The organism is Cognatishimia sp. 1_MG-2023 (genome assembly GCF_030548175.1).
In the GTDB taxonomy this organism is placed as follows: Bacteria; Pseudomonadota; Alphaproteobacteria; order Rhodobacterales; family Rhodobacteraceae; genus Cognatishimia.
The window spans coordinates 40,365-58,374 of the sequence record NZ_JAUORX010000004.1; the positions used below are offsets into that span (position 1 = coordinate 40,365).

The window sequence follows — 18,010 nt, forward strand, 5'->3', positions numbered from 1 at the left end:
TGCGCGCCTTGCAATAGCCAAGACTGCGCCGAGGGTGTAAAGCCCAGACATGACCCAAGTGATCCTTTTGAACAAACCTTTCGATGTCCTCTCGCAATTCACCGACAAGGGAACCGAGGGATCGACCCGGCGCACGCTGTCTGATTTTGTTGACGTGCCCGGCGTCTATGCTGCGGGCCGATTGGATCGCGACAGCGAGGGGTTGTTGGTGCTAACCGCTGACGGCAAGTTGCAGCAGAAAATCGCGAACCCAAAAAACAAGATGACCAAAAGCTATTGGGTTCAGGTCGAGGGCGTTCCCTCTGACGCCGCGCTAAAACAGCTGCGCGAGGGTGTAAAACTAAAGGATGGGATGACGCGCCCGGCCAAGGTTGAACGCATGGACGAGCCTGTGAACCTTTGGCCACGCAATCCACCAATTCGGGTCCGCAAGAGCATTCCAGATACGTGGATTAAGCTAACGATTGGCGAAGGCCGAAACCGCCAAGTGCGCCGCATGACGGCAGCTGTTGGCCATCCGACATTGCGTTTGATCCGCTATCGCGTCGGTCCATGGACCATCGACAGCATCCCGACAGGCAAGTGGATTGCTGCAGAAGTCTAAGCAAATAAGACCAAAATCGACGCGCCGCTGCATCACATGGCAAAAGATAACAGCTTCGGCAGTCATGGCGCTTCCCCTATTGCATGCCACAACATATAGTGTGATTTAAGCACTCTGGGTTGGGGACGGCCTAGCTGAAATAGAACAATAGTCGAGTGGGGACAGGCGCATGGCACATATTATTGTCGTGGGAAACGAAAAGGGCGGCGCGGGTAAATCAACCGTGTCTATGCACGTAGCAACAGCCCTTGCGCGCATGGGGTTTCGGGTCGGCGGACTAGACCTTGACCTGCGCCAACGTACCTTTGGTCGATATGTCGAAAACCGCAAAAACTACTGCGAAAAGATTGGCGTTACTCTGCCAAGCCCAACCTATCACGAATTACCAGAAATCGACGCCACCACGATCCAAGAAGGCGAGAATATCTATGATCTACGTCTTTCTGCGGCCGTCGCTGAACTGGAACCCGATAACGACTTTATCCTGATCGACTGCCCCGGCTCGCACACCCGCTTGAGCCAAGTCGCGCATTCACTGGCTGATACTTTGGTTACGCCGCTGAACGACAGTTTCATCGACTTTGACTTGCTAGCCCATATTGATGGCGACGCCGAAAAGATCCTTGGTCCGTCTGTGTATTCAGAAATGGTATGGAACGCGCGTCAGTTGCGCGCGCAAGCTGGTCTGAAACCGATTGACTGGATCGTTGTGCGCAACCGTCTTGGTGCCCAAAACATGGTCAACAAAGAGAAAATGGGCAAAGCGATTGAACGCCTCGCAAAGCGCATTGGATTTCGTACCGCCCCGGGCTTCAACGAACGGGTTATCTTCCGCGAGCTCTTTCCACGTGGTCTGACACTGTTGGACCTTAAGGACATCGGGGTAAAGCAGCTCAACATCTCAAACGTCGCAGCTCGCCAAGAATTGCGCGAACTGATCAAGGCACTGGATTTACCGGATGTGACTGTTAATTTTTAACCTGCGCGACAGCGATGGTTAAACATGGAGCCCGCCTTGGAAGATCTTGATGTTATTGCACCTAATCTCAATCGGCGCCAATCAGGTGTTAGTGCAACAGTATTTAGCCTTGTACCGCTCCAAAACAAACAGCTAAAAGTATCTGTTACAGGTGTGGGCATTCCTAGAGACTTGCCGCGAATTGCACTTTGGAGAATTCCATTTCTTTCGCGGCGAACCCGTATTTGGCACGCACGCCGTAACAACGAAATGATTATTGGCATACTGCTGAAATACATATTTTGCAGCAAACTCAAACTGATTTTCACCTCCTCGTCCCCTCGCAAACGCGGCGCGTTGACCCGCTGGTTAGTCGCGAGGATGGATGCGATTGTCGCCACCACTAAAATCAATGCAACAGTTATGCCCGGCTCGCCGACCGTCATTCCCCACGGTGTTGATACCAACGGCTTTCAGCCCGGTGAAAGTGATCTGTTCAACTCAAACGGTCAGAAACTGATCGGTTGCTTTGGTCGAATTCGCCCAATGAAAGGCACGCATCTTTTTGTCGATGCCGTTTGCCAACTTCTTCCGCGACATCCTGAGTATTCAGCGATCATTATGGGGCGCATTACTCAACAACATGAAGAATATGCCGAAGAATTAAAGGCGCGTATCAGTCAAGCCAACTTAAGCGATCGCATCTTGTTCATGCCTGAGCAACCAATTGCAAAAATGGCCGCGGCTTATCAGGCCTTGTCTATCTATAGCGCGCCTTCGTTGCTGGAGGGTTTCGGCCTAACCCCATTAGAAGCAATGGCATGTGGTATCCCAACGGTCGCCAGCAAAGATGTCGGGGCCTTTAACGATCAGATACGAGACGGGGAGACGGGATACCTCGTCGAAAAAGATAACGCAGATGCACTTGCCGCCGCTTTATCGAAATTGATGTCTGATGACAGGCATTTAAGTGCAGCAAAAATTTCCGCTCGTGAGCATGTATTGGCTGACTTCAGCCTTGAGAAAGAAGCCGAGGCGCTTGTTGAGCTATATAATCAACTACTGGCCGAAGACCAAAAGTCATAGCATTCGGTTCACGAATGGGGCACCTCACGATTTTTCACGATCGCACCCCTTTTTTCTTTGGACTAAAGCCGCTAATAGAGCCCGTCCGAAACATTGGAGATAAACATGGGTTATCGCATCGTTATCGTAGGCGCCACTGGCAACGTGGGCCGCGAAATGCTGAACATCCTGGAAGAACGCCAGTTCCCAGTTGATGAAATCGCAGTACTGGCCAGCCGACGTTCGCTGGGCACGGAAGTAAGCTTTGGCGATAAAACCCTGAAAACCCAAGACCTTGACACTTTCGACTTCGCGGGTTGGGACATGGCGTTGTTCGCTGTGGGGTCCGAAGCGACTAAGAAATATGCGCCGATTGCGGCGGCGGCGAATTGCGTTGTGATCGATAACAGCTCTTTGTATCGCTACGATCCAGATGTGCCTTTGATTGTTCCAGAAGTGAATCCGGGCGACGTTCATGGCTTTGCGAAAAAGAACATCATCGCGAACCCGAACTGTTCGACTGCGCAAATGGTTGTGGCGCTCAAGCCTTTGCATGATCGCGCGACCATCAAGCGTGTGATTGTCAGCACCTATCAGTCTGTTTCTGGCTCTGGCAAAGAAGCGATGGAAGAGCTGTGGGAACAGACCAAAGCGGTTTACAACCCTACCTCTGACGTGCCGCCAAAGGTCTATCCAAAAGAGATCGCGTTTAACGTGATCCCGCACATTGATGTGTTCTTGGACGATGGCTCGACCAAAGAAGAATGGAAGATGGTTGCCGAGACTAAAAAGATCGTCGACAAGTCGATCAAAGTCACCGCGACTTGCGTCCGAGTGCCTGTTTTTGTTGGACATTCCGAAGCGATCAACATCGAATTCGAAGACTTCCTAGACGAAGACGAAGCCCGTGACATCCTGCGTGAAGCGCCGGGTATTATGGTGATCGATAAGCGCGAAGACGGTGGGTATGTGACTCCGAAAGAATGCGTGGGCGACTATGCAACTTTCATCAGCCGCATCCGTCAGGACAGCACAATCGACAACGGTTTGAACCTGTGGTGTGTCTCTGACAACCTTCGCAAAGGCGCGGCTTTGAACGCGGTTCAAATCGCTGAATTGCTGGGCCGTGAGGTTCTAAAGAAAGGCTAATCGCCTGTCTGAATGCATCCGAAAGCCCCGCCCTAACCGGCGGGGCTTTTGCGTTTTCGGCCCCCTAGGTTTCGCGGCGAAACGGTTGCGGGAGCATCGGACGGCACGTTTACAAGTGGAAATTCGTACGATTCGCGGGGTGAAACGTACGTTTGGGATTTCCTAAATTCACTTATCCCGAAGCGGCGGCTAACAGTCGCCTTAGCTTTTGCCCTCTGCGTGGATTGACGGATTCGACCCATTCAATTTGTCCAAGCAGCGAGCTTTGGAAAGCAGGGTCCCTAAGACGGGTGTCGCCGTCTCGGCCGCAAGCGTGGATGACCGCTTTGAGGTGATCAAAGGAAGATCGCGAGGTGTTCAGATGGCTGTTTACAACAACGCCTGTCACAGTTTGGCGGGCTGTGTTTTTCATCACGCGCGTTTTTACGCCATTCAGTTGAAACCCTTCTTCGCGGATAATCTGCGGGACAGCTCTTAATAAAGTTTTTTGGATTTTCTGATCACCCGAAAAACTAAGATCATCCGCATAACGGCTGTAGTTGGCATCAAGTGACTGGGCCAGTGATGCCAAGCGCCGGTCTAATGTGAATGTCACCTTATTCGCCAGAGTTGGCGAGGTTGGGGCACCCTGCGGTAGATGAGACAGTCGATATAAGCTGCGCTGTTCAAAGCTCATACGCTCTAAAATGCGTGGCGGCGTGCGTGTCGTGCAGAATGCTGTGAGGTGACGTGCGATCTCCGGTGGATAGCCAAGGCACCGAAAGAAACCGAAAATACGGCCCATGCCGATAGACGGAAAGAAATCCTTTAGATCAAAACAAATAACCACCTCTTCGCTCGCATGGCGCGCGGCACCTTGAAGGCAGTTTTTGCCACGAATAAAGCCAAACGCATCATCGTGATCCGAGACCTTTGCAATGATCTGCCGATGAATTTGACGCTGTATTCCCTTTAGACGCTGTTTGGGGGCTTCGACCAAACGAGTCCCGGTGTGCTTTTTCGGTAGATGCACATAGTGATAGTGATTGATCGAGGTTTCACCATGCTCTTCAGAGCGGCTGTGGATGTCTGCGAAATATGCCAGTTTCTCAACTGGAATAAGCAGCCAATCCGCAAGTTCGGCTTCTGTTGTGAGTTGTGGAATGTCTAATCCGACAAACGGCGCGATCGGCAGCATTCGCGTTTTGGGCAAATCGACGTTGGGCCAGACGTCATGCCGCCGACAATATCGCATAACCTTTTCGAAATTCGGAACATAGCGCAGTGCTTCGGCAATCGAATTCACGGTGGGTGCGTAGGCAGACGGAAGGTTATGCAAAAGACGAAGGCTGATCGCCTCGTTCAGCCTTTGTACTTTCAAGGGTAAGCGACGGCAGAGTTCTGCCGTGATCTCGGGCTTGGACCATCCGATTAACGCGAGGCCTTGCGCCAAATTCTGTGCAAGTTCTTTACTATTCATTAAAAAATTCAACGTTTATAAATCAGTCGCAATGAACAGTCTTTGCTTTCACGGTCCTGCGTAACCCACACTGGGCAAAGCCCAGATACGGTTGCGCCTTGTTTGTATAGCTAACATTAGAAGACGGGGATGCCCCGCCCAGTCCTATTCAAAAGAGAACAGGACAATCCAAAGACTGCCATTGCCCAAACAGATTGGCAAAATAGTACAGAAGTTGCAAAGCTAAGTTTTTCCTCGCCTCTTCACAGCACCTGCCCTGACCAACACCCTTCGTTTTTTCGCTGATCCACGCCCGAAATCTGACTTCGCTTGAATTCTTGGAAGACACATGCAGAGTGACTCTGATTGCTGACAAAGGAATTGCTCATGCGCCGTCTTCTTGCCTTTACGCTATGTCTGCCCTCTGCCGCTTTGGCGGATCAGATCGACATTTATGCTCCGATCAAAATGGTTACGGTTCACCCGCAAGGCGCGTGGATTACGCGGCAGGTCGAGGTGGATGTTCCAGCAGGTGAACATGTTTTGTCATTGCCTGCGAATTTTGAGGTGATTGAGGGTTTGGACCTGCTTGAGGTTTCAGGTGTTCAAAAAGGGGCCACTTGGATGACGGAGCAGGATCGCGCCTTTCCTGAGGTGATGGAAAGCGCTGCGGTGACTCAGGCGCGGGCGGATTTAAAACAGGCTGAGGAGGCGCAGAAACGTGTTCTGGATCAGCGGGCTGACCTGCTGCTGCCGTCCACCGATGCGCAGGCGCGGCTTCGGTTTATTGAGCGGTTGGGGGCGGATGATGGGTCCGCGTCGTTAGATGCGGACACCCTAAAGGCCTTGATCGACGTGATTGGCGTGGAATCGCGGGCTGCGACAGAGATGTCAGCGGCGGCGCAGATCGCGGCGCGGGTTTTGGATGACGAAGTGACACAGGCGGAAGAGGCTGTTGCCGCAGCGCAAGACGCGTTGAACCAGCTGATTGCGGGTGATGGTGGACGGATCGTTTCAACCAAGATCACCGCAGCAGAGGCGGTGCGGGCCACGGTCACCCAAAGGTATTTTGACCATAATGTTGAATGGACGCCGTTCTATGAATTCCACCTAGACGATGGCGACAGCCCATCGCTGACCGTGACGCGGAATATCGTTATTTCACAGGAGGGGTTTGAAGCTTGGCGGGACGTTGAATTGGTTGTGACCTCGGCGGCCCCCTTGTCACAGTCGGAACCAACGCAGGTTTGGGAGCAGCTTCGGCGTATTCACAAGCCAGAGCCCGTTTTGAAACGCGAGCTGAGTGCTGTGGCGGATAGCATGATGGCGGAAAGCGTGATCGAAGCGCCGGTTGTCATGGAAGTCGCGGGCGGCGGTGGGTTTGATTATGACGGCACCGTTGTGACCTATCCCTATCCTGAGCGCATCAGTTTAGACTTGGCGGGTGAGACGACAGTGCCGTTGCCCCCAATCACGTTGGATGCCGAGATATTCGCGCAGGCGAACCCCACGCGGGATGAGACCGCCTTTTTGATGGCGTCGTTTGTGAATGACACAGGTCAGCCCTTGATCGGGGTGGGTAACGAAGCGAGCATGTTCTTGAATGGTGCGTTTGTGGGGCAAAGCCGCTTTGATACGATTGCGCCAGGTCAGGAAGAGGTGTTTGCCTTTGGGCCGATTGACGGTCTGCGTGTGGAGCGCACAGTTTTGGATGACAATTCTGGGGATCGCGGGATTTTGCGGGGGCGGCATATTCAATCGCAAAAGGTGCGGTTTGATGTTGAAAACTTTACGCCAAAATCTTGGGATCTACGATTGTTTGGGCAGGTGCCTTTTTCTGCTCAGGAAGACCTAGAGATCGAATGGTCTGCCACACCAGCACCCGATGTCGAGAATGCTGATAACAAGCGCGGCGTGCTGCGGTGGGATCTAACGACGGCCCCGGGGGCAAAGGCCTCTGTCGAATTAGAGCACCAATTGACATGGCCAGAGGGCTATATCCTTCGCTAGTCTGACAAAATGTTGGTTTATCACACACAAAAGGGCACCCGAGGGGGTGCCCTTTCCGCGTTCAAATTGGACCGGCGTTTATAGCGCGGTGAATTTGTTGTTTTCACAATCGTACACTTCGACTCCGCCGCCTGCGATGTCATGCCATGCGCCGTGAAGGGTCAGTTGGCCTTGGTCCACGCGTTCTTTGACGAATGGAAAGGACACGAGGTTTTCCAAGGATGCCAAGACCGCGTGTTTTTCGAATTGGCGCGCCTGCTCTTTGGGGTCTTTGATGTTTTCGACCTTTTTGTAGCGCGGCTTTAGGATGTCCATCCAGCGGCCAACAAAGCTTTCTTTCTTTTCAAGCTGTGGCGCGTTGCCTTTGCACATGTCGATGCAGCCCTGCACTCCACCACAGGAAGAGTGACCCAGAACAATCACATGCGCGACTTTCAGGGCGGTGACGGCATATTCGATTGCCGCAGAGGTGCCGTGGTGATCGCCATCTGGATTGTAAGGTGGCACGAGGTTGGCGATATTACGGTGGATGAAGAATTCGCCTTGATCAGCACCAAAGATGGAGGTGACATGCACGCGGCTGTCGCAGCATGAAATGACCATTGCCCGGGGGTGCTGCCCCTCTTCGCCGAGATTTCGGAACCAGGCCTTATTGGTTTCATAAGTGGTGGCTTTCCAGCCTTGGAAGCGCTGGACTAGATAGGATGGCAGGGGTTTGGCGTACTTCATCGTGTCTCCTATTCGCGGGTTTCAGCCTAGTTATGCTTTATTTTCGTAATTTTCGAGAGAAAAGACGCTTGGCGGCTAACGATTTCAAAAGTTCTTTGCGTCACAAATGGAATTAGCCGTGGGGGCTGAGAAAATTGGGGTGATATTGTGGAACGTGTGAACGTGTTGTTCGCGGATGAGACCGTCTGTTTGGATCATGCGCGTATTATGGAACTAGAGCAACTGCTGGGTGCAAAGACCGCCGAGGATGTCGCGATACGGGCGATGGAGGAATTGTCGGCACGGCTGGCCCATTGTGAGACGTTGTTTCAACTGGGCAAGTGGAAGGATTTGCGTAAATCGGCGCGGTCGATGATTGCGATTGGGGACCAGATTGGAATGACGTCGTTATCGTTGGTTAGCCAACATGTGGTGGACACGATTGATGCACAGGACACGACGGCGATTGCGGCGACCTTTTACCGATTATTGCGGATTGGGGACCGATCGTTGTCAGATTATTGGGATCAGCAGAACCTATCGGGATAATTTACTTGCAGCGGATGCGTCACGGGCTAGGCTGATCAAAAGTCGGCAACCAAAAGATGAGTAAACTATGCCCCTGACCTTTGCCTCTGACCGTTCTGAAGCTGTGCCGCTGCATGTGGTTTCTGCCGATTCCTATGACGCGTGGTTGAAAGCCCAGCCAGAGGCGACGTGCCAATGGTTGGAGACGTGTGAATTTAAGCCGTCGATTGGCAAGGTGGCATTGGTGCCAGACACAAAGGGTGGTTTTGGCTGCGCTGTGGTTGGTTTTGGTGACGCAAAAGCACGCAAGCGGGGGCGGTTTGCCTTGGCGGCGGCGGTGCCGTCTTTGCCCGCGCGGGTGTTTGCCTTGGCAGAAACGCCGGAGGAGTTTGAAACAGAGAACGAGCTGCTGGGATGGCTTATGGCGGGCTATAGCTTTGATCGCTATCGCAGCCCAGCGCCGGAGCGTGCGCAATTGGTGTGCCCAAAGGGTGCGGACTGCACGCGGATCGAGGCCATTGCAGCGGGCGAAGCGCTGACACGGGATTTGGTTAACACACCGGCCAGCGACATGGGACCAGATGCGTTAGAGGCTGCTGCACAGGAGTTGGCGGAACAGTTTGGTGCGGGCTTCGCCGTGACACGTGGGGCGCATTTGTTGGAACAGAACTTTCCAATGATCCACACGGTGGGACGCGCCGCCGCGCAGGAACCGCGTTTACTGGATATGCGGTGGGGGGAACATGGGCCGAAACTGACGTTGGTTGGCAAAGGCGTGTGCTTTGACACTGGCGGGCTGAACCTAAAGCCCGGGGCCTCTATGGCGATCATGAAAAAAGACATGGGTGGCGCGGCGACGGTGCTGGGTCTTGCGCATATGATCATGTCGCTGGGGCTGCCGCTGCAATTGCGGGTGCTGATCCCCGCGGTGGAAAATGCGGTGGCTGGCAATGCGTTCCGGCCTGGTGATATTCTAACCTCCCGCAAGGGGCTGACGGTAGAGATCAATAACACGGATGCAGAAGGGCGCTTGGTGCTGGCCGATGCGCTGGCCTTGGCTAGCGAAGAGAACCCGGATCAGATCATTTCAATGGCCACACTCACGGGTGCGGCACGTGTGGCGGTTGGGCCTGATCTCTCACCGTTCTATGCCGAGGATGATGAAATAGCGGCGACCTTAGCACAGGCTGGGGACAGCGTGGCCGACCCATTGTGGCGGATGCCATTTTGGGACCCTTATGAGACGATGATCGAACCCGGCATCGCGGATTTGGACAATGCGCCAAGCGGTGGCTTTGCGGGGTCAATTACTGCGGCGCTGTTCTTGCGGCGCTTTGTCGACACAGGACGTTATACGCATTTTGACATTTACGGTTGGAACCCAAGCGCGAAACCCGCCCGCCCCAAAGGTGGCGTCGGCATGGGCGCGCGGGCGATTTTGGCAGCCTTGCCTGAGGTGCTAAAACTATGATGGATCGGCGTCTGTCCCCGGCAAATAAACGTGTGGCTGACCCGTCGATGCGCGAGTCTTGGCCCGGTGTGCAGTATGTCGACCCCGAGCCATATGCGGTGCATTGGCCATTGGTTGATCTGCGCAACGCGCCCGAAGGACGGCGCGACCGGCAGTTGTTGTTTGGTGAGACCGTTGGTGTTTACGAAATGCACGAGGGTTGGGCCTTTGTTCAATCGACCAAGGACAACTACGTGGGCTATGTGCCGAAATCATCACTGGCGAATGTGCCGGAGGCCACGCACCGGGTGACGGCAGCGGCATCGCATGTCTATGCACGGCCCGATTTCAAATCGCGGGATTTGATGCGGTTGTCGCACGGGTGTTTGTTGCACGGCTTGGCGGTGGAAAACGGATTTCTGCAAACTGCGGATGGCTATGTGCCCTTTGTGCATTGCGGCGATGTGGGGGACCGGCAGCCGGACCCCTTGGTCGAGGCAAAGCTGTTTTTGGACACGCCCTATTTGTGGGGTGGTAACAGCCGGTTTGGCATAGATTGTTCTGGCTTGGTGCAGGCCGCGTTTCTAGCGTGTGGTGTCGGCTGCCCCGGGGATAGCGATTTGCAAGAGGCGCAGTTGGGTTATGACCTGCCAGCCGACGCACCGCTTGAGCGGAACGACCTGTTGTTCTGGAAGGGTCATGTGGCCCTTGTCGCGGATGAGGGGCGATTGATCCATGCGAACGCGCATCATATGGCCGTGACCTATGAGGGCGTGGATGCCGCGATTAACCGGATCAATGCACAGGGTGATGGGCCGGTAACGTCGCGCAAGCGTGTGGTTTTACCTGCCTAATCAGTCAACCGCGCGGATCAGCTTCCGCTCCAGAACGCGCAGCACGGTTTTTAGATCGTGCCCGCGTTTCAGGATTTGACCGTCCATGGCCACCACCGAATAAAGCCCCTGCTTATTGCGCAGCTTGGGGTTTTTCTCGATCCGGTACAGGGGGCGTTCTGCGGTCCGGCGAAAGACGGAAAAGATCGCCACGTCGCGCAGATTGGAGATACCGTAATCACGCCATTCTCCTGCAGCGACCATGCGGCCATACAGCGAAAGAATCACGTTAAGTTCGGTACGATGAAAGGCCACCTGAGTGGATGTGCCGCGATCTCCGGAAAAGGGTGTTGTTGGAGATATGTTCATACCTCTACCCTCGCCCCGAATTTACCTAAAATCAACCCTGCCTCGCTTTTGCCTTAGATTCTTCCGCAAAAGGCCGCGCATGTTCCCCGAATCCGCCCAAGGTGACCGTCATAACGGTTTCATAGCGAAAGTTAACGCTACCCCGACGGCACGCTTTTCTTGCCCCCACCCAGATGTGCCGTCGGGGGCTAATACCTAAAAACGCCTCTGGTTCACTCAACCAGGGGCGCTTTTGCTTTTGCGGGTAAAGTGTTGCGACCTTGATTCTTAGGCACAGGCAGCGTTTCATGTTCGCCAACACAAGAATGGGAAGATTGCATGAAAACGTTATCGGTGGCTTTGATGGGATCGTTAATGATCGGTTCAATTGCATTGGCGCATCAAGGGGTTAAAGACCCGTTTGTAAAGGCACGGATGCACGCCATGGGCACGGCGGGACAAGCGACCAAGGTCTTGGGCGATATGGCCAAAGGCTCTGTGGATTATGACGCGACTCAAGCGGCAGAGGCCAAAGCCGCGTTGATCCAAGTTGCGCAAGACCTGCCTGCGCTGTTCCAAGAAAACGCCAGTGATCCGGTCAGCGAAGCCCGCCCTGCCATTTGGGACGACTATGCGGATTTCTCCGCTAAGGCGGATGTGATGGCGGCAGCGGCGGTTGCGCTGGATACCTCTAGCGCGGCAACAATTGGTGCAGGGTTGCGTGCATTGGGTGGGTCATGTGGCGGCTGTCACAAAGCCTATCGCCAAAAGAAATAATAGACGTCGCATTGACCCTCGATCCTGTCGTGGGAGCCCTTGAACCGGCGCTGCAATTACCGCAGAGTCGGCGGCAAATACATTTGGAGGATGCCCAATGATGCGTACCCGTGCAGCCGTTGCCCTAGAGGCCGGCAAACCACTCGAAGTTATGGAAGTGAACTTAGAAGGCCCAAAAAAGGGAGAGGTTCTGGTAGAGATCAAGGCCACTGGCCTATGCCACACGGATGAATTTACCCGCTCTGGCGCTGATCCAGAGGGGATTTTCCCGTCGATCCTAGGCCACGAAGGCGCAGGCATTGTGATGGAAGTGGGCGAAGGCGTGACCACACTAAAGCCGGGCGATCACGTGATCCCGCTTTACACACCTGAGTGCCGCGAATGTCATGCTTGCCTGTCAGGTAAAACCAACCTTTGTACCGCGATCCGTGGCACGCAGGGTCAGGGTTTGATGCCGGATGGCACGACGCGTTTCTCGATGTTGGATGGCACGCCGATTTATCACTACATGGGCTGCTCGACATTTGCGAACCACACGGTTCTACCAGAGATCGCATTGGCCAAGGTCCGCGACGACGCGCCGTTTGATAAGATTTGCTATATCGGCTGTGGCGTCACCACGGGGATTGGCGCGGTGATCAACACGGCTGGGGTCGAGATCGGCTCCTCAGCGGCAGTGTTTGGTTTGGGCGGCATTGGTTTGAACGTTATTCAAGGCCTGCGTATGGCCGGTGCGGATGTGATCATCGGCGTTGATCTGAATGACGAAAAGGCGGAGATGGCCAAGAAATTTGGCATGACGCATTTCGTGAACCCATCGAAATTGCCAAAAGGTCAATCGGTGGCCGAAGCGATCGTTGAGCTGACGAAGACGGAAAAAGACGCATTCGGCGGCGTGGACTATTCGTTTGATGCGACCGGCAATGTGCAAGTGATGCGCGATGCGCTGGAATGTTCGCACCGTGGTTGGGGCGTTTCCGTGATCATCGGTGTGGCCCCTGCAGGTGCCGAGATTTCAACACGTCCGTTCCAATTGGTGACAGGCCGTGTTTGGAAAGGGACTGCGTTTGGTGGTGCCAAGGGGCGGACTGACGTTCCAAAGTTTGTGGATTGGTACATGGACGGCAAGATCGAGATCGACGAAATGATCACGCATAAACTGACATTGGATCAAATCAACGAAGGATTTGATCTGATGCACGCAGGTAAATCTATCCGCGCGGTTGTGGAATTCTAAGATTTACTGAGTCTGGTTAAGAGAAAAGCAGGCGCTTCGGATTACCGAGGCGCCTTTTTCATGCGCCGTAGCGGGCCATAAAGGTATCAACCGCGGCTATTGCGACTTCGTGGATTTCTTCCTCGGAGAATTCTGTTTGCACCCCAAAGTTCGCACGAATGAACAGGCGGGTTTTGCAAAGTTCTGAGAATTGCCAAGCGGCCATTTCGACGTCGTCGATTTTTAACTCGCCACACTCGACCGATTTCTGCAGATGATGGCAGATTTGGTGATGTCCGTTCAGAGGGCCACTTTCATAGTAGGCAATGCTGAGCTCTGGAAAGCGATCCCGCTCTGCCAAGCAAATTCGAAAGATCCGCTGGGCAAAGTTAGACACTAAGAACTTGGCAGCACCGCAGGCGGCCATCAAAAGTTGCTCGCGCACGGGGGCCGCTTCATCCAATTGCCCGACAATTTCCGTGGCCATGCGATCACATTCGCTGGTCACGACCTCTGCAAAGAGTTGCCGTTTGTCAGAGAAGTAGCTGTACAAGGTTGCCTTAGACACACCCGCCGCTTTTGCGATGTCATCCACGCTCGCGCCTTCGAAGCCATCCCTCAGGAAAATTTCACGGGCGCCTGAAAGAACCTGTTCGACCTTACGGCCTTTGCGAAGTGTTGGTGCTGGAGCGTTCATAGTGGCCTGTATTTGTATGAGGTTTCGAATATAAACTAATCAGTTCATTTTTAACAAGTCGTCTATGGCGGTTGCCTTGGCGGAACTTCGCTCTTAAATTAGAATTATTCTAAGTGTGAGGGGAAAAATGCGATTTTTCACGCAAAGACGGCGTTTCCGCGATCTGACCGAGCAAGAGATTATTGCGCTGGCCATTTCCAACGAAGAAGACGATGCCAGAATCTATCGTAGCTTTGCGCAAACTGTGCGCGATGACTATCCGGCGACGGCCAAGGTCTTTGACGGAATGGCCATCGAAGAAGACGCGCATCGACAGCAATTGATCAACCTGCATGTTGCGCGATTTGGTGAAACAATTCCCCTAATCCGACGCGAGCATGTGGCAGGTGCCTATGCACGCCGCCCTGTTTGGCTGATGACAAACTTGGATGTGGCGCGCCTGCGGGCCGAAGCGGCAGAAATGGAACGCACGGCAGAAACATTTTACCGCAAAGCCGCAGAGCACAGCACCGATGCGGCAACGCGTAAGCTGCTTGGGGATTTGGCGGCGGCTGAGGCCGATCATCAGGACACGGCGCATCAGCTTGAAAACGCGCATTTGGATGCGGATTCCCGTGATGTAGAGTCTGAAACAGCCAAGCGGCAGTTTCTTTTGACATGGGTTCAACCGGGCTTGGCGGGCTTAATGGATGGGTCTGTTTCCACACTTGCGCCGATCTTTGCGACGGCCTTTGCCACACAAGACACGTGGACCACATTCTTGGTGGGCTTGGCGGCCTCGGTCGGAGCTGGGATTTCCATGGGCTTTACCGAAGCGGCCAGTGACGATGGCCAATTGTCTGGGCGTGGCTCGCCGATAAAACGCGGCTTTGCCTCTGGTGTGATGACAACGGTTGGCGGGTTGGGGCACGCCCTGCCCTATCTGATCACAGACTTTTGGACCGCGACTGTGATTGCGATCATTGTCGTCTTTATCGAGCTGTGGGCCATTGCGTGGATTCAGAACAAGTTTATGGAAACCCCATTCTTCCGCGCGGCCTTTCAGGTGGTACTGGGCGGGGCATTGGTGTTTGCGGCTGGTGTCCTAATTGGTAACGGATAGCGCCCCGGCTTGGCCGGGACGCTGAGGCGTTACAGCATATAGTCATGCGCGGCGGGGGCGAAGTGATAGCCTGACGCCGTGCGATCTACGTAACCGAAGCCGGGGAAATCCAGATGGCTGCCGGTGACAAGCAGGCCGTCTTTGGCCGCCATATCCAGCATTTTAGCGCGCGTTGCTTTGGTGACAGCTGGGTCCATGTCAAAGGCGATGGTCCAATCCGGTTGATCAAATTGCAACTTGGTCAAGTGGATCAAATCCCCCCAGATCAGCAGATCTTGGCCCTGCGAGTTAAAACGGAACCCAACGTGCCCCGGCGTGTGCCCGGGTAGCGCGACCGCTTGGACGCCGGGGATAACCTCGGCATCTGTCCCAAAAGTTTTAATGCGGTCATTGTACGGGGCGATCATACCGCGTGCGATTTGCACGAAGGGTTGCATTTGGTCGGGCATCGCGTCTGCCACTGAGCCGTGCCAAAAATCATACTCCACGGCGCTGACGTGGATTTCAGCATTTGGGAAGCGACGAGTTGTGCCTTGGCTGAGGCCACCCAAATGATCGGGGTGCATGTGGGTCAACAAGACCACATCAATGTCCGCTGCATCGATTCCGGCCTGAGTTAGAGCCTGATGATAGCCCGCGACGCGTGGCGCAAAGCCATCGACCGTGCCGCAATCCACGGCGATTTTCTGTGTGCCTGTATCAATGATGTAACCCAAAATCGGGATCGCCATTGGGTCTGCAAAATTCGGCAAATGTTGGCGTGCCAACGCGGTGTCAGCCGCGGCTTGATCAAATCCTGCGATGAAATCCGCGCCAATGTCGATTGTGCCATCTAGTAAAGTGGTCACGGTAAACGCGCCCAAGCGACGTTGCGAATAGGCTGGGACAGTGGCCGCGACTGGCGTTGTGGATTGCGCCCCGACCAATTGCGGAACGGCGAGAAAGGGGGTGGCCAAAGCAACGGTGCCACCAAGGTTGAGAAAGTCTCTGCGGTTCAAGCTCATAAGGTTCTCCTATGGAAAGGGTTGGTGTTTTTAATCGACATGCCTCATATATTGTGACTAACATGCCCAAAGTAGCGGGCTTGGGCTTATAACGGGTATAAGCATTTCTTAGAGGTTATTATGGATCACCTTGGCTATTTGGAGAGCTTTCTTGCAGTTTTGGATCGTGGCTCCCTAAGCGGCGCCGCGCGGGCGCAGGGCATAAGCCAGCCTGCGATCAGCCAGCAAATGTCTGCGCTTGAGGCGGTGTATGGAACGCCATTGCTGCAACGGTCCACCACGGGCGCGACGGCCACGCGCGCTGGCAGTATCGTGGCGCGACACGCGGCAGAGATGCTCAAAACACATCGTCAGATGCAGGGCGAAATTGCAGCGCTCGCAGATACGCCGCGCGGTGAATTGCGCGTGACACTTAGCCAGTTCATGGCGACCAATCCGGTAGGCGAGAAGCTACAGGCGCTGCATGGCGCTTATCCTGACTTAAAACTAATGATCAAAGTCGAAGATCGGTTGGTGGACGTGGTGAAGGAAGGCTACGACCTTGCTCTGCGCACGGGCGACTTGGGAACGACTGACGGTATCATTCGCAAGATCGCGCGTATGGATACAGTCTTGGTTGCGACGCCTGCCTATTTGGATCAAGCCGGTCGCCCCAAGCATCACAGTGAAATGGGCCAACACGCCTATATCCAATACGCCGAACACAAGAGTCACGGCTATCTCACCGTTACCAAAAACGGCACCGAAGCAGAGGCAGAACTTGTTGCCAAAGTGGTGGTCGACACACCCGTTCACTTGACCAATGCCCTAATGAGCGGGCTTGGCTTTGGCCGCATGCCACTGATGTTTGTGAGTGATCTATTGGCGCAGGGCAAGCTGGAGCTAGTTTTGCCGGACTATGAGGTCGAGCAGAAACCCATCTATTTGATCTACCCACATCGCCATGCTTTGACCCAAAGTTCGCGCGTGGTCATTCAGGCCATCTACGAGGGGCTGCGGCACTTTGAGGGGGTTCATTTGATCACCCATCAAGATTTGTCACAGGCGGCCTAAATTTACGTTGCTGCGTGGCCGTTGCGTGGTAACAACCTCTTATGCTTGCGATATTTCTTAAAACGCTTCCCTTCTTTGCGATCATTGGTTTGGGCTATTGGGCCGGACGCACACGTTTCTTTACCCAAGAGGCGACCGCCTATCTGACGAAATTCGTCTTTTTCTTTGCACTTTCGGCCATGCTGTTTCGATTTTCGGCGAACCTGTCGTTGGGCGAGGTGATCGATTGGCAAGTGATTTTTGCCTATCTTGCAGGCACGCTGTTGGTCTACGCGCTTGCCACCGCCTCGGCCCTTTGGCGCGGGCAAGGCATGGCGCACGCGGCCGTCGAGGCGCAAAGTGCGTCCATTGGGAACGTGGGCTTTCTGGGCATCCCCATGATGATCCTGCTGTTTGGCGAGGGTGCGTTGAAGCCTAATATGCTGGTGCTGTGCGTTGATTTGATCGTGTTCTCTTCGCTGATTGTCATTCTGCTGAATGCGGCGCGCGATGGTCGCATGAGCCTACGTATATTTGGCACGATTGGGATGGGGTTGCTTAAGAACCCGATGATTGTCGCCATTTGTTCGGGCCTGACCTGGTCGGCCCTCAAGTTGCCAATCCCGGACCCTATGCAATCGTTCCTAACCCTATTGGGCGGCGCCGCCACACCCGGAGCGTTGTTTGCAATTGGGGCCTCTTTGGCTAGCAAATCCGCGGAGCGCCTTTCGGTGGCAAGCTGGATCAGTTTTTGCAAATTGGTGGTACATCCTGCAGCAGTCGCGGTGTTTGCGCTGTATGTCTTTGACGTCTCGGGCTTTGACGCGGCGGTGATCATCGTTGCCTCGGCGCTGCCAGTTGCCGGGAATGTTTTCATGCTGGCCCAGCACTACGGCGTTGCCCCCCAACGCGTTTCTGCGGCGATATTGGTGTCTACTGCGGTTTCAATTGTCACGGTTTCTTTGGTCGCCAGTTGGGTTTCCGTGCTGATCAATTAAGCCTGTCTCAACGCATTTCGTGGAAAATCAGGCGTAAGCGTCGTGCCGCGCCTTGCCGCGGCCTACATGTTTGCGCTAGCCATGCGACAAGCA

Annotated in this window: 18 protein-coding genes; 13 read left to right on the forward strand and 5 right to left on the reverse strand. The window is 54.3% G+C overall.

Features of this window, described 5'->3' with window-relative positions; all coding sequences use genetic code 11:
- Positions 1-49: 49 nt before the first annotated feature.
- The 4 genes from Q4544_RS07825 to Q4544_RS07840 all read left to right on the forward strand — a co-directional run bounded on the left by Q4544_RS07825 (position 50) and on the right by Q4544_RS07840 (position 3,776).
- Positions 50-604 carry a pseudouridine synthase gene (locus tag Q4544_RS07825; protein WP_303505087.1) on the forward strand — a complete coding sequence of 185 codons (555 nt, stop codon included), beginning with the start codon at positions 50-52 and terminating at the stop codon, positions 602-604.
- Positions 605-773: 169 nt separating this feature from the next.
- Positions 774-1,583, forward strand: a complete 810-nt coding sequence (locus tag Q4544_RS07830; RefSeq protein WP_303505089.1) for a division plane positioning ATPase MipZ — start codon at positions 774-776, stop codon at positions 1,581-1,583.
- 36 nt (positions 1,584-1,619) lie between these two features.
- Positions 1,620-2,648, forward strand: a complete 1,029-nt coding sequence (locus Q4544_RS07835; protein ID WP_303505091.1) for a glycosyltransferase family 4 protein — start codon at positions 1,620-1,622, stop codon at positions 2,646-2,648.
- A gap of 105 nt (positions 2,649-2,753) precedes the next feature.
- Complete coding sequence (locus Q4544_RS07840) at positions 2,754-3,776, forward strand: aspartate-semialdehyde dehydrogenase (protein ID WP_303505092.1); 1,023 nt, start codon at positions 2,754-2,756, stop codon at positions 3,774-3,776.
- Between the two features lie 172 nt (positions 3,777-3,948).
- Here the strand turns inward: Q4544_RS07840 and Q4544_RS07845 are convergent, their stop codons facing one another.
- Positions 3,949-5,235 (reverse strand): reverse transcriptase family protein, encoded by a 1,287-nt coding sequence (locus Q4544_RS07845; protein WP_303505094.1) that lies wholly within the window; start codon positions 5,233-5,235, stop codon positions 3,949-3,951.
- 366 nt (positions 5,236-5,601) lie between these two features.
- On the opposite strand from Q4544_RS07845, the gene Q4544_RS07850 reads away from it, so the two are divergent.
- On the forward strand, positions 5,602-7,224 hold the full coding sequence (locus Q4544_RS07850; protein ID WP_303505095.1) for a DUF4139 domain-containing protein: 1,623 nt from the start codon (positions 5,602-5,604) through the stop codon (positions 7,222-7,224).
- A gap of 78 nt (positions 7,225-7,302) precedes the next feature.
- Here the strand turns inward: Q4544_RS07850 and Q4544_RS07855 are convergent, their stop codons facing one another.
- On the reverse strand, positions 7,303-7,953 hold the full coding sequence (locus tag Q4544_RS07855; protein ID WP_303505097.1) for a carbonic anhydrase: 651 nt from the start codon (positions 7,951-7,953) through the stop codon (positions 7,303-7,305).
- Between the two features lie 147 nt (positions 7,954-8,100).
- Between Q4544_RS07855 and Q4544_RS07860 the strand changes: the two genes are divergently transcribed.
- The 3 genes from Q4544_RS07860 to Q4544_RS07870 all read left to right on the forward strand — a co-directional run bounded on the left by Q4544_RS07860 (position 8,101) and on the right by Q4544_RS07870 (position 10,764).
- The gene (locus Q4544_RS07860) at positions 8,101-8,481 is read left to right on the forward strand and encodes a hypothetical protein (RefSeq protein ID WP_303505098.1); all 381 of its coding nucleotides are present in this window, start codon (positions 8,101-8,103) and stop codon (positions 8,479-8,481) included.
- A gap of 67 nt (positions 8,482-8,548) precedes the next feature.
- Positions 8,549-9,931, forward strand: coding sequence for a M17 family metallopeptidase (locus Q4544_RS07865; RefSeq protein WP_303505100.1), 1,383 nt, complete (start codon positions 8,549-8,551; stop codon positions 9,929-9,931).
- Positions 9,928-10,764, forward strand: coding sequence for an NlpC/P60 family protein (locus Q4544_RS07870; protein ID WP_303505102.1), 837 nt, complete (start codon positions 9,928-9,930; stop codon positions 10,762-10,764). The genes Q4544_RS07865 and Q4544_RS07870 overlap by 4 nt, the downstream gene beginning before the upstream one ends.
- On the opposite strand, the gene Q4544_RS07875 is transcribed toward Q4544_RS07870, so the two are convergent.
- Entirely contained in the window at positions 10,765-11,112 is a 348-nt protein-coding gene (locus Q4544_RS07875) for a DUF2794 domain-containing protein (protein ID WP_303505104.1), read from the reverse strand. It lies immediately after the preceding gene.
- A gap of 318 nt (positions 11,113-11,430) precedes the next feature.
- On the opposite strand from Q4544_RS07875, the gene Q4544_RS07880 reads away from it, so the two are divergent.
- Together Q4544_RS07880 and Q4544_RS07885 are read left to right on the forward strand one after the other, a co-directional pair.
- On the forward strand, positions 11,431-11,868 hold the full coding sequence (locus tag Q4544_RS07880) for a cytochrome c (RefSeq protein WP_303505106.1): 438 nt from the start codon (positions 11,431-11,433) through the stop codon (positions 11,866-11,868).
- A gap of 100 nt (positions 11,869-11,968) precedes the next feature.
- Positions 11,969-13,105: an S-(hydroxymethyl)glutathione dehydrogenase/class III alcohol dehydrogenase gene (locus tag Q4544_RS07885; protein ID WP_303505727.1), complete on the forward strand. Its 1,137-nt coding sequence runs from the start codon at positions 11,969-11,971 to the stop codon at positions 13,103-13,105.
- A 58-nt stretch (positions 13,106-13,163) separates the two neighbouring features.
- Here the strand turns inward: Q4544_RS07885 and Q4544_RS07890 are convergent, their stop codons facing one another.
- Positions 13,164-13,781, reverse strand: a complete 618-nt coding sequence (locus tag Q4544_RS07890) for a TetR/AcrR family transcriptional regulator (RefSeq protein WP_303505107.1) — start codon at positions 13,779-13,781, stop codon at positions 13,164-13,166.
- A gap of 127 nt (positions 13,782-13,908) precedes the next feature.
- Between Q4544_RS07890 and mbfA the strand changes: the two genes are divergently transcribed.
- On the forward strand, positions 13,909-14,883 hold the full coding sequence (gene mbfA, locus Q4544_RS07895) for an iron exporter MbfA (protein WP_303505108.1): 975 nt from the start codon (positions 13,909-13,911) through the stop codon (positions 14,881-14,883).
- Positions 14,884-14,912: 29 nt separating this feature from the next.
- On the opposite strand, the gene Q4544_RS07900 is transcribed toward mbfA, so the two are convergent.
- Entirely contained in the window at positions 14,913-15,887 is a 975-nt protein-coding gene (locus tag Q4544_RS07900) for an MBL fold metallo-hydrolase (RefSeq protein WP_303505109.1), read from the reverse strand.
- 120 nt (positions 15,888-16,007) lie between these two features.
- Between Q4544_RS07900 and Q4544_RS07905 the strand changes: the two genes are divergently transcribed.
- Positions 16,008-16,940 (forward strand): LysR family transcriptional regulator, encoded by a 933-nt coding sequence (locus Q4544_RS07905; protein WP_303505112.1) that lies wholly within the window; start codon positions 16,008-16,010, stop codon positions 16,938-16,940.
- 41 nt (positions 16,941-16,981) lie between these two features.
- Positions 16,982-17,917, forward strand: a complete 936-nt coding sequence (locus Q4544_RS07910) for an AEC family transporter (RefSeq protein WP_303505115.1) — start codon at positions 16,982-16,984, stop codon at positions 17,915-17,917.
- Positions 17,918-18,010: the final 93 nt, after the last annotated feature.

Excerpts from the sequence above, each read along its gene's own strand:
- Q4544_RS07885 (WP_303505727.1), top strand. The coding sequence starts at position 11,969 with ATGCGTACCCGTGCAGCCGTTGCCCTAGAGGCCGGCAAACCACTCGAA.
- Q4544_RS07875 (WP_303505104.1), bottom strand. The coding sequence starts at position 11,112 with ATGAACATATCTCCAACAACACCCTTTTCCGGAGATCGCGGCACATCC.
- Q4544_RS07905 (WP_303505112.1), top strand. The coding sequence starts at position 16,008 with ATGGATCACCTTGGCTATTTGGAGAGCTTTCTTGCAGTTTTGGATCGT.
- Q4544_RS07910 (WP_303505115.1), top strand. The coding sequence starts at position 16,982 with ATGCTTGCGATATTTCTTAAAACGCTTCCCTTCTTTGCGATCATTGGT.
- Q4544_RS07830 (WP_303505089.1), top strand. The coding sequence starts at position 774 with ATGGCACATATTATTGTCGTGGGAAACGAAAAGGGCGGCGCGGGTAAA.
- Q4544_RS07890 (WP_303505107.1), bottom strand. The coding sequence starts at position 13,781 with ATGAACGCTCCAGCACCAACACTTCGCAAAGGCCGTAAGGTCGAACAG.
- Q4544_RS07825 (WP_303505087.1), top strand. The coding sequence starts at position 50 with ATGACCCAAGTGATCCTTTTGAACAAACCTTTCGATGTCCTCTCGCAA.
- Q4544_RS07880 (WP_303505106.1), top strand. The coding sequence starts at position 11,431 with ATGAAAACGTTATCGGTGGCTTTGATGGGATCGTTAATGATCGGTTCA.
- Q4544_RS07845 (WP_303505094.1), bottom strand. The coding sequence starts at position 5,235 with ATGAATAGTAAAGAACTTGCACAGAATTTGGCGCAAGGCCTCGCGTTA.
- Q4544_RS07855 (WP_303505097.1), bottom strand. The coding sequence starts at position 7,953 with ATGAAGTACGCCAAACCCCTGCCATCCTATCTAGTCCAGCGCTTCCAA.
- Q4544_RS07850 (WP_303505095.1), top strand. The coding sequence starts at position 5,602 with ATGCGCCGTCTTCTTGCCTTTACGCTATGTCTGCCCTCTGCCGCTTTG.
- Q4544_RS07870 (WP_303505102.1), top strand. The coding sequence starts at position 9,928 with ATGATGGATCGGCGTCTGTCCCCGGCAAATAAACGTGTGGCTGACCCG.
- Q4544_RS07840 (WP_303505092.1), top strand. The coding sequence starts at position 2,754 with ATGGGTTATCGCATCGTTATCGTAGGCGCCACTGGCAACGTGGGCCGC.
- Q4544_RS07865 (WP_303505100.1), top strand. The coding sequence starts at position 8,549 with ATGCCCCTGACCTTTGCCTCTGACCGTTCTGAAGCTGTGCCGCTGCAT.
- mbfA (WP_303505108.1), top strand. The coding sequence starts at position 13,909 with ATGCGATTTTTCACGCAAAGACGGCGTTTCCGCGATCTGACCGAGCAA.
- Q4544_RS07900 (WP_303505109.1), bottom strand. The coding sequence starts at position 15,887 with ATGAGCTTGAACCGCAGAGACTTTCTCAACCTTGGTGGCACCGTTGCT.